The sequence below is a fragment of the Collinsella sp. LCP19S3_C9 genome, from assembly GCF_052121575.1.
GTDB lineage: Bacteria > Actinomycetota > Coriobacteriia > Coriobacteriales > Coriobacteriaceae > Collinsella.
Genome location: NZ_JBQKDZ010000002.1, coordinates 54,816 through 70,990 on the forward strand (window position 1 = coordinate 54,816; position 16,175 = coordinate 70,990).

Sequence of the window (16,175 nt, forward strand, 5' to 3'; positions counted from 1 at the left end):
AGCCACAACTAAAACTTCAAGTTGAACTTAAACGTTACCCATTGTACTCCGTTGCAATAAAGCTGGGAAGGGCCCCGCGTCGCCAACGCCCGCGCGCGCCGTTCTCGGTGCACCGCCGGCAGCTGCTCCCCGACCAACGTCGCACACGCCGCAGCCTCGTGTCGAAAACGCACACGCCCGCAATCCGCCCCCATAAACCCACCATCTTTGGGTACAAATAACCGCAGATAACTGACCGTGCCACGCCAACCACCCAGGAGCGGACACTATCCATGAACCAGCTACTTCTTTTTATCGGCCTCGTCATCATTTTGTGCCTGACCATCAAACCCGTCGGCAAAAAGCTCCCCTTCCCCACTCTGCTCATCTTTATCGCGCTGGGCATGCTGCTGGGCGTCAACGGTCCGGCGCACATCGACTTTAGCGACTATGCGCTCACCGAAACCGTCTGCAGCACGGCGCTGCTGTTCATCATGTTCTACGGCGGCTTTAACACCAACATCGACCGCGCCAAGCCTGTCGCCGTGCCCGCGGTGCTGCTGAGCACGCTCGGCGTCGTCGTCACCGCCGGCATCACCGGCGCCTTTGCGCACTTCGCACTGGGCTTCGACTGGATCGGCGGCCTGCTGCTGGGCTCGGTCGTGGCGTCGACCGACGCAGCGAGCGTCTTTAGCGTGCTGCGCGAGCACAACCTTTCGCTGAGGGACGGCACCGACTCGCTGCTCGAGGTCGAATCGGGCTCCAACGACCCCGTCGCTTACATGCTCACCGCCGTGCTTGCAACCCTTGCGGCCGGCGGCGACATTAACATCCCTGTGCTGCTGGCCAAGCAGATCATCCTGGGTGTGGGCCTGGGCCTTGTCATCGGCTGGGCATCTGGCCGCTTGATCGAGCGCGCACACGCAACGGCCGAGGGCGCGCAGACCATCTTTTTGTTCGCCGTGGCGATCGTCGCCTACGCGCTGCCGAGCTATCTGGGCGGCAACGGCTTTTTAGCCGTGTACCTTGCCGGCATTGTGCTGGGTGCGAGCGACATCACCGGTAAGGTCGAGCTGGCGCACTTCTTTGACACCCTCACCGAGATGGCCGAAATGACCATCTTCTTTTTGCTCGGGCTGCTCGTGACGCCCGCGCGCCTGCCGCAAATGCTGCTACCGGGCCTGGCACTCATGGCGTTTATGCTCTTTGTGAGCCGCCCCATCGCCGTCGGTCTGCTGCTGGCGCCCTTTAAGACAAACCCTCGCCAGGTCGCACTTGTAAGCTGGGCGGGCCTACGCGGTGCGGCTTCGGTCGTGTTTAGCCTCTTTGCCGTGGTGGCCGGCGTTCCCGGCGGTCACGACCTGTTTGACCTGGTGTTTGTGATTGCCGTGGCGAGCATTGTGGTGCAGGGCTCGCTGCTGCCGGCAGTGGCGAAAAAGCTCGACATGATCGATGCGGCCGGCGACGTGCGCCGCACCTTTAACGATTACCGCGACGAGGACGGCATGTCGTTCGTCAAGCTCAAGGTGGGCGCGGGCCATCCGTTTGCCGGTCGCTCGCTCGCGGACATCGGCAGTGCCACGGACATGCTCGTAGTCCTGGTGCTGCGCGACGGTGCACACCCGGTGCTGCCCAACGGCGATACCGTAATTGAAGAAGGCGACCTTCTGGTTATGGCCGCGCCGACGTTTGAAGAGCGTGCCGAGGTTACGCTGCGCGAGGTCACCGTGACACCCCACGGCCGCCTGGCGGGGCTGCGCCTGCGCGATGTGCCACAAGGCAAGCACCCCTTTATCGTCGTGATGCTCAAGCGCGACGGCCAAACGATCATCCCCGACGGCAACACCCATATATACGCCGGCGACAAAGCCGTCATCGCCACCCTGGCGTCGTAGCGGCAAGGGACAGCCATCCCGAATTGGCTACATTTGAGCATCAATCGCCCCGGCTGGGGTCTCGTTGCGAACAATTAGCGCCTCTCATAACTAAGTGAGTAGACTTTTGCCGAATCGCCGACCATGTCACCAAAGCACAAGTCTGTGACCTGCGGGTTTGTTGAAGCAAATTAGTCGTGTGCTCAGGATTTCCAATAAAGTCTACTCACTTAGCCAGCGTGCGATCAAAATAGAACAGTCGCGAGGTCATTAAACTCCATTACGACGGTTTATCGTGCATGTTCGCGCAGCTGCGGGTGCAGACGCTCCGTCTCAAATTAGCTATCCTAGTCATCGCCCGCGGCAAAGTCGCGGAGGTCGAGGCCTTCGCGTTCGGCTCGGGCTAGAAGCTCTTGAGGGGACTCATCCTCGATATCCATCACGTCGAGCATGGCAGCAGGAAAGCCCACGCCTGCTGCACTCCCCGCGCGATCGAGCAGACTCTCGCGCAGCTGGTCCACATCAACTTCGATCTTCATGGTGAAACCTCCTACCAGGCCAGGCTCCTACTCAGCAGCGCTAAGCTTATCCACAGCAGCAACAAAAGCCGCCGCCTGTTTGTCGTCCATCTGCATGGCCAGGCGCCCCACGGGCTCATCGTAGGCAAACTGCACCTTATCGATAAAGCAATCCCAAGCACGCTCATCCACACGCACGGCGGCCTCGCAATACTGACTGAGCTTTTTGAGTCCATACCAAAACGCATTCACATGGCGCGTGGGATCCTCATCCAGCACACCATCGTAGCGACGCCCGTTAAACTCACGCATGCGTGCCACGGCAACCTCGAGCGAGTCGCCGCCCTCGGCCGAAGCCTCATCCACCAGCTCGGGAATCGGAACCTCACGCCGAACATCGTGCCTGGTAGCGCCATCGTACTCGCCCACCAGCACGTCTTCGTCAAGCCGAGAATCATAGTCAACATAGCTCGAGCCCCTGCAAATCCCATGCGGCGAGCCAGAGCCAAACGCGCAGAACAACCCGCCGTCGGCAACAATACGACGGTAGGTCTCAAACGACTTCTTAACCTGAGCGAGCAACTCGGAAAGCAAACCGGTATCGCACGCCGTCTCGCACGCAACGCACGCAGGCTCGGGCAGCCCTGAAGGCTCCACCGTGCTCCCCGCAACGCGGGCGGCGCGCTCGGCCCGATATGCCTGCGCCGCCAAGCGCGCTCGCTGCGCAGCGCCATGCACGTTGGTAAGCTCGCGCTCCAACGCCACGTCACCAGCAACATCGCCAGCAACATCACTCGCAGACCCGCCGGCGCGCTGCGAGCCAGTCGCACTCAGCTCAGACTCAAACGTCGCTGTGATCATACCCGCAAGGTCCGTCGCATCGGCGGCACAACGCAACTGTTCCAGCTGCGTACACAGCAGGTCGGCATCCAAAGGCACGGCATCCACAACGCGCACGCCATTCAGGCGCGCCGCGTCCCGTAGCACCATAGCCCCCGCGGCATCGTACGCCGCGCGGACCTTGTCCGCCGTATTCGCACGCAGCTTTACCTCGATAAACGCAAGCGTCTGCTCCAAACGGGCCAGCAGCTCGGCCTTGTCCTCCATGCGTAAAAAGGCAGCATAGCGGCGCTCCATCTGCAGCGGACCGACAATGCCCACCTGCTTGCGAGCCCGCGCAAGGGCAGCGCCCTCAACACGGCGCACGTACGTATCAACAGCCCGCACGGCAGACTCGCGCGCAGCGCGCTCGGCAGCCTCGACACCCCTAAGCACGCTCAGCAGCTCGCGGGAGCGCGCCTTGCGCACCAGCTCCCCGCGATCGTACTGCTCAAGCGCCGTCTGACGCTTGGCTACCGACTCAAAGCCAAACAGCTCGTCGAGCAGCTCACCAACAGAACGCTCGCCCGCCATAGCAAGGCCTCCTCACGCACTACGCACCAACATGTACGCGGCGCACCCGAACACCAGACGCCCCGCACGCCCGCACTCCTACAGATCCAGAGCCTTTTTCGCGGCGTCGACCGGGTCGCCATCCATGTAGAACACCGGGCTCAGGCCCGAAATAATCTCGGACGACACGCTCTGCAGGCCGGCGATGGCGCTCAGCGGCAAAATCACGCGCTTGGCGCCGGCGTTTTTGGCCACGCGCATAATGTCCTCGAGCCCACGGATCTCGTCCATGGAGCCCGACATGCGCAAGATTCCCGGAATCGCCAGCGCAGGCATCACCGGGCGGTTGCACGCCGCGGAGCACAGGCCCACAAACTCGGCGAGCGAAACTTCCTCGGACAGGCCCTTGCTCTGCAGGTCGTTGTAGAACAGCAGATAATCCTTGGAGCCAATGTGCATGCCCGGCGCCACGCGGTTCGCCAGGTTCACAAAGTTGTCGAACGCGGCCTCCAGCGTATCGCGCACCGGCTTGTTAAAGGCCACGCCCTCGTGCTTAAACTTGCACTCGCCGGCAACGGCCTTGTTCTCCAACTTGTACACGGCGACCTCGCCGCCCTGCGACCTGCCCACGCCAAACACGTGACCGGACAGCAGCGGCCCGTCGGGAATCAGTGTGTCCTCGCTCTGCTCGGGCACGCGCACCACGTGCACGTCCTGCGGGTTGTCGGCATCCATATAGCCCAGGTTAACGTCGATAAACTCGACGCCCGCCATAATCTTGAGCTGCTCCTTTACGCGGCGACGGCCCTCGATGGCGTAGTCCAGCAGCCAGCGCACGTCGTCCTTGTCCATGGCCTCGTCGGGAAACAGCAGCTTGGCCAGGCCGCTAAAGGTCTTGCGCACGGCAATCTCGTCACGCTTGTTAAAGTCGCTGTTAAAGCGGAAGTAACGGTCGATATGGTGCGTAAAGTCCTTGCGGCGCATCTCTTTGCAAAACTCCGACAGGCAGTCGGTGATCAGGCCGTAATGCCCGGTCAGCAAGCTCGAACGCATCTTGGGAATCTCCCAGCCCGGCAGGTAATAGTGGATACGGTCGAAGAAGGCCGAATCGTTGTTAAACTCCGGCGGAAACGGATCAAACAGGTGCGTGGTCTTAAGGACGTTTTGCACGGTGTCGTTGATATTGCCCTCAAAGACCATGGAGGCATCGGCGTTGATCTGGTCGCGGCCGCGCGCATAGCTGCCGCTCGCCATGTAGTCCTTCATGATCTGCACGGCATTGGTGTCCTTAAAACGCATGCCGGCGACCTCGTCGAACGTCACGCAATCCCAGTGGCCCACCAAGCCCACGCGGTCGGCGCGCATGGAGTTCATGCGGCCGAACAGGTTGGCCGTGGTGGTCTGGCCGCCAGAGAGCAAGATGGCGTAGGGCGAGACCTCTTTGTAGATATGGCTCTTGCCGGTGCCGCGGGGACCCAGCTCGCACAGGTTGTAGTTGCGTTCGATGAGCGGCACCATACGCTCGATAAAGTGCAGACGCTCTTTCTCGGAAAGCTCACTGGGCTCATAACCAGCGGAGCGCAGCAGCATGTTGAGCCACTCGTCGCGCGAGAAATACTGGCGCTCGTCGATCATGGCATCCAGGTCCAGGTTGGGCATCTGGATGGGCGTGAGCGACGCCACACTAAACGGAGAGTCCTCGGGGCCGCGCTTTTTGCGCTTGGCCTTGGAGCGGCGCGGCGCATCGTCGCCAAAGACCTCCATGCCAAACTCGTCTTCCTCATCCAAGGGGTGACGATACTCGATGCTCATGATGCACCAAATGCCGCCCTGCAGAATCTTGGAATAGTCGCGCACGTACTCGGCCGGCATCACAAACGGCTCGATGGTCAGATTGGCAAACGATGCCACGTAGATGTCTTTGTACTCGTCGAGCTTGGCCGTCACCTTATCGATGATGGTAAAGCGGCCCAGTTCGCGGATCTTGGACTTAATGCGCTCGGACTCGTCGGGACGCACGTAGTTATCGGTGAGGATCCTGCGGATGCGATCCAGGCCCTCTGCCACGGCTTCCTCGTCATCGGTTGAGCAGTACATGCCCAGCAGATACTCAAGCACAAAGGTGGGAACGTTGGCGCCGCGCTTCATAAGGGCCGTCAGGTCCTTGCGCACGATCTTGCCAGCAAAGTGCTCGAGCAGCTTGCCGTCCAGCCCGTCCATGTCGTAGCCCTCATCCTCGGGAGCCTCGGCCACAGCTTGGTCATAGCCATCGGTCGAGGACTCGTCCTCAACGGGCGCGACGGCCTCCACCGGCTCCGGGGCAGGCGCCGCAGCCTCAACGGACGCCGCAGCCTCCGCAGGCACATCCACATCAATCGAGGGAACTTCCCACAGATTGTCGTCATGGCTATCAATCATAGGGCACACTCCTAAAAACCAAAGTCAGCAACAGGGGCAAACGAAACAGCGATGGTATACGTCTCGCGCCAAACGATCTTGCCCGACTGGGCGTCGCGGCAAACCAGCAAATGGGACGAGCCGGACCCAAACGACACACCCGTCTTAAGCGTAAAGCGAGCCTCGACCACGCGGTCCTGCGGGTTGGGCGAAGTCATGTCCGCATGCACGCGAGCAACATCGCTCACCTCGTTGCCGGTCTCGTCGGTAAACACCAGCTCGTACTCACACGGCAGCACCTTGCCCGTAGCGGCCTCCTCCTGCAGCAACTTAATGCCAAACAGCGAGTTGGTAACGCGGCGGCTCTCGCTCAGCACGCGCAGCTTCGCAGTCTGCGTATCAACGAATTCCTTTGAGGAGGCGCTCAGGCGGCGATACCCGACCACCGGCACCACGAGCTCCTGCAGACTCACGCCGCCATGCACGTAGCGCTTGGTTCCGCCGGGTCGCTTGTAGTGCACGATCCCGCGCGGAGCCAAGCCAACGTAGCCGCCGCCCGGCACCACATGGTCCATGTTCATGGCTAAACACGGGCTAACGTCCGCGCCGTTAGCGATATCGGCCAAGGTGTCGCCCTGAGCGACCACCGCATGGCGCTTGCCAAACAGCACCGGATCGTCGGGCAGGTCGTTCTTGCCCAGGAACAGGCATTCCGGCAGCTCGTTGGCCGTGTACAAAAAGCCATGGTCGGATGTGATCGTCACGCGGGCGCCTGGCGCGTCGGTGCACACGCGCTTGGCGATCGAGACCAGCTCGTCCACGCTCTCGGCGCATGCATCAAACACGTCGCTTTCGGTGGCGAGCTTCTCCCCCGTCGCGTCGATCTTGTTGTGATACAGGTACACGATCTCGCTGGACTTGAGCAGCTCCTTGCGGTCGGCGGCAGACATGTCCAGATACGCCGCGGCACTCAGGGCACGACCCGTAGGCGCGGCCTTCTGCAGCACCGCTTGACGCTCGACCGTAGAACCCGTCGGCATGCCATCGAGCAGCACGGCGCCCGTTTCCATGTTGAGCGTCATGGCCTGATGCGGCAACAGCGCCGGCATGCCCATCTCGGTAATAGAGGGAAACATCGCCTGCACGCTACCCATGCGCACCTCGCCGCCGCGCTCGCGCTCCAAAGCGGCAGCCACGTCCTGCGCCACCTCGTAGCGCAGCGCATCGCTAATCAGGACCACCTTGGCCTTGGCACTACCGGTATACGTGGGCAGCGTCTCCCAATAAAACAGGTCTTGGCGAGCAACACCCTCAACATAGCCGGCATCGCGCCACTGCGCCTGGGCGGCATTGGCCCAGCACGCGTTGCTCTCGGTCAGATACCAGTTAACGTAGTTGTTCTCGGCCCATTCGACCGCGCGGCGCTCGGGCTCCTCCAACAGGTCGACACCACGAAGCTTGCAGCGCTCGTTGGCCTGGCGCAGTGCGCGATAAGCCGCATCCATGCGCCACCAATCTGTGGTATAGGCCTCCCATACCTCGGCCGCCTGGGCAATGTGGAATCCGCCCGCATGGTCGCGCTTAAAGGCTGCCATGTCGGCCAGCGCCAAAAGCACCTGGTAGTAGCAGGCAACATCGTCGTACCAGCACAGGTCGCGACGGGCCGCGGCAACACGACGGGCCTCGTCAACGCGATCGGCACCCTGCGCCATCGAGGCGAGCAGGTCGCTCAAAATGGCCTCGTCAACGCACGGAAACACATCCAGGCGCAGCAGATCGTCGGTAGGCAGAGCACCAAACACATGGCGCAGGCCGCACGCGTCCTGGACCAGCTCGCAAATCTCGCGCAGGTCATCAGACGCCGCAGCATCGCCCGCCCATTCGCGGACAACGGCAATGCAATACGGCGCATAGGCAGGCACAATATGGTTGGAGAGCTTTTGCAGCGCAGCCGCTGGCACCAGCGAGGCCGAAGCCGTCAGCAGCACATGGGCGGCAAAATCCTGGAGCGAATCGCGCTCGAACAGCGCTCCCTCAAAGCCCGTGCGCTGACGCACAAAGGCAGCAAGGCTGTCGGCGGCCTCAAACTTTTGCGCCAGCTCCGACAGCGCCTCCGGGCCATCGCGCAGCAGCATAGTCAGGCACGCGCGCACAATAAACGGCATGGTGGCAGCGCTGGGATCGGAGCCGCCAAACATGGCAGCCAGCAGGCCCAGCTCAACATCGGCCGCACACGCAGGCGCGGGCATGCACTTAGAAAACTTGGCGACGCGGCCCTTGGCGGCAAAGAACGACTTGTGCGCCTGCAGTGCCTTGCGAATATCCCGCGCGTTGGAGGCCCCCAGTTGATCGGCCAGCAGTGACAGATAGTCCGCCGAGAACTGATCGGCGTACAGCTCAACATCGGCCAGCCAATCGCCCTCAAGGCCACCACGCCCCTGCTGGCGATACACCAGCATGTCGCTCGTGGTGTCCTCGCGGGCGATAAGGCGCTTGACCTCAAACATATGCCCGTCGCAAGCCTCCACAAAGCGCACCGGACGCGGCAAGCGTTGCTCTACCGCTTCTCCAAAGCCGCCCTCGGAAAGCTCGGCAAACGTGGCGGCAAACTCGCCTTCCGCGTCGTGCCACACCACCACGCGGCGCTCACGGCAATCGGGCAGCGGCTGTTCAAAACGCGCCGCCAGCTCTTCAATTACATCGAACTTTGCCATCTAACAATCCCACTGTCATACCGGTCAAAACAATTCGCGTAACGCGTAATCACGTGTGCATTATTTTATCTTTGCCAGCACATCCTGGAACTTGGCATAGTTGACCTTAACGCCGTCGTCCAGGTCAATCTTGATCATCTGGTCGGCCAGGTGATGCAGCTTTTCCTCGTAGGCAACGGTCTCGGTCAGCTGATCCTTGAGCTTTTTGATGCGCTTGGTCAGCGCGACCTTCTCGCCGCGCTCGGCCGTGGCCAGTGCGTCCTCGGCGTCGGCGATCTGCGAACGATAGCGCTCCTGCTGCTCGTGCACGTAGTCAGTACGAATGCGCGCCAGCAGGTCGGGCGTATAGCGGTGCATGTAGACCAGAGCCATAAAGCCGTTCTTCTTGCCGCTGTCGAACAGCCAGTAGATGGGACGCTTCTTGTAGGTCTGACAGTGGTCCTTAAAGAAGTCCTTCAAAAAGTAGGTGCGAATCACCTCGCGCGAGGTGCCCTTGCCGCCGAGCGCCTCGGCAATAAAGGCCAGGTTCTGCTCGAGCGTCTCCTCGCCGTACACGGTGCGCACAAAGTCGATAAAGTAACGCACGATGTCGTCGTCAAAGTACTCGTCATCGGTGATGGGCAGCACATTGTCGCCGTCGGGCATAAAGGTCACGTGATCGGGATCGGGCATCTTGGCCAGATAGTCAGAGACCGTGGCACCCTGGTCGGCCAAGACCAGACCATCCACATCCAGCGAATAGCGGCCGAACATGCAGCCCACGGCATAGCTTATAAGCGAGGTGATCTCGTCGCGCTTGGTGCGCACGTACTTGTTGCCCTTGTAGCTCTCGGGAATCTCGTCGGCGGTATCGAAGATGCGCGCCACCGATACGTACTTGTCCTCGACCTCGATGGGCACCTCGCCCTCCATGTTGTAGATCTTGGCGAAGATTCGGTTGAGCTCCTCCTCGTTAGCACGAAGCTGCTCAAAGCGAGCATTGACCTCGGCCTTGCGAGCCTCGTATTTATCGGCGAGCAACGTTGCCATATCTCTATCCCATCCAATCAGGACCGATTAAAAGCCCAATAAAACTAGCTAAGTCAACATAGACAAGTCTACCCGACAGCAAAGCTTATGGCGCCCTATGCAGAGCATTCACGAGCACCATTTTCAGGACCCGCCCATTACAGACGAACCAAGCTTTGCAGCCAGTATGTATTAACTTACTCCACCAGCTCCACCATTTGTTGAGCAACAAGTGCGAGCGGTAGCACAAATGGCATAGATGTCACTATTTTCCGTAATATTGTGACTATTCCACAAAAAAGCGTATAGTATGTTGCTTACAACCAACTAGGAGGTGCTCCTTATGTTGTTAGAGTTCAGCTTTAAAAACTTCCGCTCCATTAAGGACGAGGCCGTATTGTCAATGCTGCCCGTCAATTCCTACAAGGAGCATCAGGAGAATGTCCACCCCTGCAGCATTCCCGGCACCGGCACGGACGGAGTGCTTACCGCGGCGGCCATCTACGGCCCCAATGCTTCCGGAAAAACCAATCTATTGCGAGCGGTTCACTTCTCTCGCAACCTCGTTTTAGGTATTACGCATCCGGCCCATCTGCCCCGACGTCAAAGCTTTGTCGGCAACAGCGATCCGTCGAGCTTTAGCTATACGTTCTACACCGACGGCACACGCTACGAATACGAATTCGCTCTAGACGACGATGGCGCCCTCAGTGAGAGACTCAGCGTAAGCCCCAAGGCCAAACGTCTTGTCTACGAAAGATCCCGCAATGACGATGGCACGTACTCCGTCAAGCAAGGTTCCAAATATACCGGCATCTCTACCAAGCTCAAGGGCTATACAGATCCCGGGTTTGTCCTTGGCATGCTTGCAAACTACGGTATAGAGCCCTGCGTTAAGGCGATGCGCTGGTTTGCCGACGACCTGGTTGTAGCCAATCGCGAGGCCCCCATTCCCGATGCGGAGCTTATGGACAAGCTTGCTACGTTGGGCGAGGCTAAATTCAAAAAGGTCATCAAGGCCATTAGCTCCGCAGACCTGGGCATTACCGGGGTGCAGCTTAAAGTCGACGACATGACCGAAGACGAAAAGAGCGCCCAGAAGGAAAACGCCGACAAACTCGCCGCCGTATTCGAAGCGCTCACGGGCCAAAAACCCAACGGCGTCGAGATACCCGACAAAAAGGTCGCCATGCAGTTCCGTCACGAAATTGACGGCCAAAGCGTTGGCTTTGGCCTTGACGACGAATCCCTGGGCACAAGGACCATGCTCGACCTGGCAGTCGACTTTATCGATGCCATCGATGCCGGCCGAACCTTGTTCGTCGACGAAGTCGAACGCAGCCTCCACCCGATGCTCCTCGAAAGCCTTGTGGCACTTTTCTTCGATCCAGACCTCAACGAACACGGAGCACAGCTCATCTTTACGACGCATGACCTGTCCTTCCTGAGGGGTGGCAAACTTCGTCGAGACCAAATTTGGTTTGTCGAGAAGGATCCGCAGAGCGGTTCTTCCGACATCTATCCACTCTCCTCTTTCTCCCCCAGAAAGGACGAAAGCCTAATCAACCGTTACCTCTATGGTGCCTACGGAGCCGTACCCTACGTTGAGAAGGTGTCCTAAGATGGCCAGAAAGGGTAAGTCCGAACGAAGCCGGCACGAGCGCAAACGCGCCCAGAAGCCTACGATTCTCATCGTTGTAGAAGGCGAGACGGAGGAATTGTATTTTGGCGAAGTAAAGCGCAAGTTTAGAGCACAGTGGATTAAGGTCGAAAAACCCAAAAGAACTGATCCAAGGGGCATTGTCCTTGCGGCGCGCAATAAAAAGAAAGAACTAGAAAACAAAGGGCTTTCGGTTGAACCCTGGGTTGTGTTCGATGCGGAGGCGCGCGAAGATGAAGAAGCCCGCAGCTACGGCGAGGCAATCAAGCAAGCCGAGGGCTGGGGGATACACGTAGCCAACTCAAGCCCCTGCTTTGAGTACTGGGCCCTACTGCACTACTCACCGGGTATTCTTGTCGAGACACCGGAGCAAGCAATCACCGAGCTCGCCAAACCCAGTAGGGCCAAGGATTACAAGAAACCCGGCCTTCCCTTTGACGAGCTCTGGGAGATTTTCGTAACAGGCAAGCCAACGAACGCTGCAACAAGCAGACGAAAGACGCTTGTTGAATGCGGTGAAGACCCGCGCGGGGCAAGACCCGTAACCTACGTAGATCAACTCATGGGTGCCATCTGCGAGACTGGCGGAGTCAACCTTTAGTGCACACGAGGCGGGCGCGTCGTTCCCACTTGGATCAGACGCCCGTCTCGTGGTATAAAGATATCGGTACCCTCGAATAGAGGGACCTCCAAGAGCCGGGGGCTTCCCTCCGGCAAGAGCCGGGGGATGTCCCCCGGCATTTTTATGCGTGGATCCAATGCAGGCTCGACATAAAAACGGGGGAACCCCCAGAGATGCCCCCTTGCAAAACGGTCGAACCGTTTACACAGTCCATTCCTCGCACCTGCTTACAAATTCTTGCGAACGGCAATTGGCCACAGGCACCACCTCGATCTTCTCAACGGCATTTTCATTCGAAACCCGGAGCCTTCTCGCAAGTTCAGCCGAAGCTGTAGCTCGATCGAATGAAGGATTCAAATCGGGCCAATAGGAAAAATAAGTGAGCTTCTCTGCACGGTCGCCTCTTAAGGCTTCGCCAACCATTGAACTTATATGAGCGTCTTCGTTGCAAAATGAATAGCCGAGGACGACGATCTCATCCGCATCCCTAAGCGCCCTTGCAGCCTTCGCAAACTCATCAATCTGAGCAATTGATATGACGGGCTTAACGGGAGATTGACAAAGTAGATACGGAAAAACGCAGGCATTATCTTCGATATTTCTGTCCTCGTTCGAATAGTCGACGTATTCAAATTCAGGGAGGTGTTCAAACTGTGACAGCTTTCCGCCCAGACATGCGATGCGCGAGCTGTTGCAGTCAACGATCGAAGCCGCATACGGCGTGTAATTCGTGGTAACTACCATGTCGAACTTCCCATGGAATGCCGAATAGTAGCAGTCAGCAGAAATCCTCTGATTGACGTGGTTGGGGTCAAACATTTTATGGACCGCATCGTTTAAGTGCGACAGCACATATGCGTAGCGGTTTTTGTTATAGGAATCTAGTTTTCCGTAAAAGCCATCAGTGATGGGCAGCGCAATGGAAAAGAATGCGCTCCAATAAAAGTTGACAAGCTTCCAAAAACGTATTGAATGCCTATTCGGATTGATTAGTGCCGAATAGTACTGTTCGAGAATCCCAAAATGCGCATCGTCGGGTAGCGACTTTAGCGTCACGCTTTGCCTGCGAGTAGCATCCGTGTCATCGCTTTCGATTATTAGCTCTTTATAGAGGGTCTCATAATCGGCAGTCGTAAGATTCTCATCATTACTAACCGTATCGAATGATTTTTTAAGGACTTTGAAGAGATACTCAGGAGCGTCTTTTCCGAGGTTGGTCACAAGTTTTTTAAAGGCTTCACCGCGAGAATTTGAAAGAAATACAGGTTTATAAGAAGTGGGAATGAGCTCATCGCGGGAGGAACCGAGTCTGTTTTGATAAAAATCATTAAGGGCCCCATAGAGGATATCTTTCTGCCGGTAAAAGGTATCTTGAGTAAAACTCGGACCAGACTTGAAGCCAAGATCAACTTCGGCTCCAGCTCCTACTATCAAGACCCTTTTCATGACAATCCTCCCGCAACGCGTCTTTTGAAGCTAGATCAGCGGGCTGCGCTTGAAATTCCAGGATGTTTCAAACGAATCCCAATCACGTTCTGCCAAACCACGATTGGACAAAACCAATTCCTCAACATTTGGGGATTGAATGCCATCGGGAATGATCGGATAGTTGGATATTTGCCCTATCTCGAACGTTAGAGTGGGCGACATCAAAGTTGCAAAATGTCTTCCGATGTTCGAGTTCAAAAATCCCTGTACAAACGGTCCAGATTTTGATCCATTATCGAATAGACAACTACCTGTTCCGTCAAACATAAAGCCCCTGGGCGTATAGCGAAATGCCGGGCACCCGGAAGATATTACAGACCAAGTTAAGTTTTCCCGGAAAGAATACTTGATGTTGCGCAGCACCGCCTTTGGGAAAGACTTTAGTTTTTCACCGTCATTTTCCCAATTGATAACATAGCTATTATTTCCAAACCATTTTCTAAACTCTCCGCCCTTTAGATAGGGAACCCACTTAGCCCGATCAGGACTCAACGACCAGCAGCTCTCTTTAGACCTAGATACCTCAAACCATTGTCTTAAAAAAGTATCATTGTCAGCTGTCTTCATTCCCTGCTTAGCAATAAGACACTCTGACAGTTTCAGCCCCTTGGAAAAAGCTGAAAGCAACGCGTCGCTGGCCCAGTAGGCGATGGGGGTGCCGGGGATCTGCTTGAAGGTCTCGGCGTCGCGGCGGTAGAACCAGCCGCAATCGGGGTTGCTGATCGCCTCGAGGGTCTTACCTTCCTGCAGCGTCCAATGATCAAAATCATTCAGCCTGATATAGCCACCGCGATAGCCTGCGACGTGCTTGTTCCTAATTACAAATGTGCATACCTGGGCAGCGATACCATGGAATCCGTGGACAGAAAGCTGCACCAAGCTATCAATAGTTTTGGTGGCAACCAATTGCTGGCGTAGGTTCTCGTAAGACGACAAGAACATCCAGCTATTCGACGTTGCAAGGCCCGCAAGGCCTGCTTCCTCCGTGAGCGAGAAAATGCGCGAGATAAAGCATGTGCACAGGTCGCTCTTCACGTCGGCGTAGTTCTTCTTTATCCACTTAGACATGAATGGATCGAATGCAGAACTACCCAAGTAAGGAGGATTAGCGACCACGCACGAGAACTTCGAAGACAGCGCTTCGCAGTCGGCAAGCGCATCTTTAAGCTTCTCTTGCGTATTGCCGGCGAACAAGCCACTTTGCAAGCCGCCGCAAAGCTCAATCGCCTCGCTGATCGCCGCGATATCCGCGCCATCGGGAACAAGGAGCGATCCGACCTCGTCAAGGTGGGCCAAGGCATCCAAAAGGGCGCGCTTCTTGGCAAGCGCGCACCCTTCAGGAAGGTCGCCCTCTTCGAATGCGACGGGCTTCAGGGTGAGAATGTTCGCAGATACGCCGCGCTTAAAGAAACGGCGGTCGTGCTCACGGGAGCACATGGCAAGGACCAAGCTGGCGAACTGCCCGGCACGTGGGTCAATCTCCATGCCGTACAGGTTTTTCGTCAAGATGAGCTCAGGAATCTCGCGCTCGGGGTAGCCGCGCTCAAGATACATTTGCACCAGCAGCTCGAATGCATAGGCAAGGATATGTGCCGAGCCGCACGCCGGGTCGCAGAACGTAATGTCCTCAGGACCAGAGATATGGATGAAGTCCTCGTGCTCCGCATCGGACTCGATGTAATACGCCATCTGCTCTCGAAGATGGCTTTGGGGATTGTTGAGCATCCACAGGCGGCCGAGGGAGTTATCGACCATATAGCGCACGATCCAATCGGGGGTAAAGAGCTGTGTCTTAGGGGCGAGGTCGTTCGTTTGAACCTTCGCACCCTTTTTGACAGCAGCATCAACCTCATCCTTTCGCTCGGCGTTGTAGTACTGGTACATCCAGCCCAAAAGCAGAACGTTCTTCCAATACTCCTCGGGAATATCGGCGATCATGCGGCCGATGACGCCGTCGGCGTCCATGAGGTTTGCCGGCAGGATGAGCGCCATGCAGGCGTCCACGGGCTGGAACACGCCGGGCAGGCACCCGGAGAGCTCGGCGCACTGGGCCAGGAACAGGTAGCGGAACAGCGGCCCGTCCTCGCCGGCCTGCTTGAGCTCGGCGACGCGCACGGGGTCCGCCCCCTCGATCTCCACGTCGAGCGCCTCGTCGGCGGCCTGGCTGCCCAGCTCCCAGGAGCCGTCCGCCGCGGGGCGGGTGAACATGCGCACGCGGGAGGGCAGGAAGTCGTGGACCTCCATGTAGCGCACGGCGGCGATGCGGTTGAACCAGGTGTAGGCGGCGCGGTCGCGCAGGTGCTCAAAGCCCTCCTCTGCCGCGGCGCGCAGCAGGGCGTCGCGCCACCCGATCTCCTCCGGGGACAGGGCGCGCCCGCCCACCGCCGCGGCGCCGGCGGGCTCGGCGCCCTCGGCCACGCCGTAGAGCCTCATGCGGGCCTCGACGCCGGCGATGAGCTCGTTGCGGGCCCAGATGCAGTAGTTCTTGATGGCGGTATCGTTCATGGCGGTCTACCCTTCCCC

10 protein-coding genes are annotated in these 16,175 nt (G+C 58.2%); 3 read left to right on the top strand and 7 right to left on the bottom strand.

All coding sequences use genetic code 11. From position 1 onward, the window contains the following. The first annotated feature begins 272 nt into the window (after window positions 1-272). Entirely contained in the window at window positions 273-1,874 is a 1,602-nt protein-coding gene (locus ACTQXI_RS01295; protein ID WP_441548154.1) for a potassium/proton antiporter, read from the top strand. 326 nt (window positions 1,875-2,200) lie between these two features. Here ACTQXI_RS01295 and ACTQXI_RS01300 read toward each other — a convergent pair whose 3' ends face one another. From ACTQXI_RS01300 to ACTQXI_RS01320, 5 genes are all read right to left on the bottom strand, one after another. After that, entirely contained in the window at window positions 2,201-2,392 is a 192-nt protein-coding gene (locus tag ACTQXI_RS01300) for a hypothetical protein (protein WP_441548155.1), read from the bottom strand. 27 nt (window positions 2,393-2,419) lie between these two features. Then, window positions 2,420-3,784 (bottom strand): hypothetical protein, encoded by a 1,365-nt coding sequence (locus ACTQXI_RS01305; protein WP_441548156.1) that lies wholly within the window; start codon window positions 3,782-3,784, stop codon window positions 2,420-2,422. A gap of 78 nt (window positions 3,785-3,862) precedes the next feature. Then, window positions 3,863-6,181 carry a protease Lon-related BREX system protein BrxL gene (gene brxL / locus ACTQXI_RS01310; RefSeq protein ID WP_441548157.1) on the bottom strand — a complete coding sequence of 773 codons (2,319 nt, stop codon included), beginning with the start codon at window positions 6,179-6,181 and terminating at the stop codon, window positions 3,863-3,865. Window positions 6,182-6,192: 11 nt separating this feature from the next. Beyond that, entirely contained in the window at window positions 6,193-8,874 is a 2,682-nt protein-coding gene (gene pglZ / locus ACTQXI_RS01315) for a BREX-1 system phosphatase PglZ type A (protein ID WP_441548158.1), read from the bottom strand. 60 nt (window positions 8,875-8,934) lie between these two features. Further along, entirely contained in the window at window positions 8,935-9,903 is a 969-nt protein-coding gene (locus ACTQXI_RS01320) for a hypothetical protein (protein ID WP_441548159.1), read from the bottom strand. Between the two features lie 322 nt (window positions 9,904-10,225). Here ACTQXI_RS01320 and ACTQXI_RS01325 point away from each other — a divergent pair, with 322 nt between their 5' ends. After that, window positions 10,226-11,503, top strand: a complete 1,278-nt coding sequence (locus ACTQXI_RS01325) for an AAA family ATPase (RefSeq protein ID WP_441548160.1) — start codon at window positions 10,226-10,228, stop codon at window positions 11,501-11,503. A gap of 1 nt (window position 11,504) precedes the next feature. Then, a complete protein-coding gene (locus tag ACTQXI_RS01330; protein ID WP_441548161.1) occupies window positions 11,505-12,143 on the top strand; it encodes an RloB family protein in 639 nt (212 codons plus the stop codon). Between the two features lie 222 nt (window positions 12,144-12,365). On the opposite strand, the gene ACTQXI_RS01335 is transcribed toward ACTQXI_RS01330, so the two are convergent. Then, window positions 12,366-13,610, bottom strand: coding sequence for a hypothetical protein (locus tag ACTQXI_RS01335; protein WP_441548162.1), 1,245 nt, complete (start codon window positions 13,608-13,610; stop codon window positions 12,366-12,368). A 30-nt stretch (window positions 13,611-13,640) separates the two neighbouring features. Continuing rightward, window positions 13,641-16,157, bottom strand: a complete 2,517-nt coding sequence (gene pglX, locus ACTQXI_RS01340) for a BREX-1 system adenine-specific DNA-methyltransferase PglX (protein WP_441548163.1) — start codon at window positions 16,155-16,157, stop codon at window positions 13,641-13,643. Window positions 16,158-16,175 lie beyond the last annotated feature (18 nt).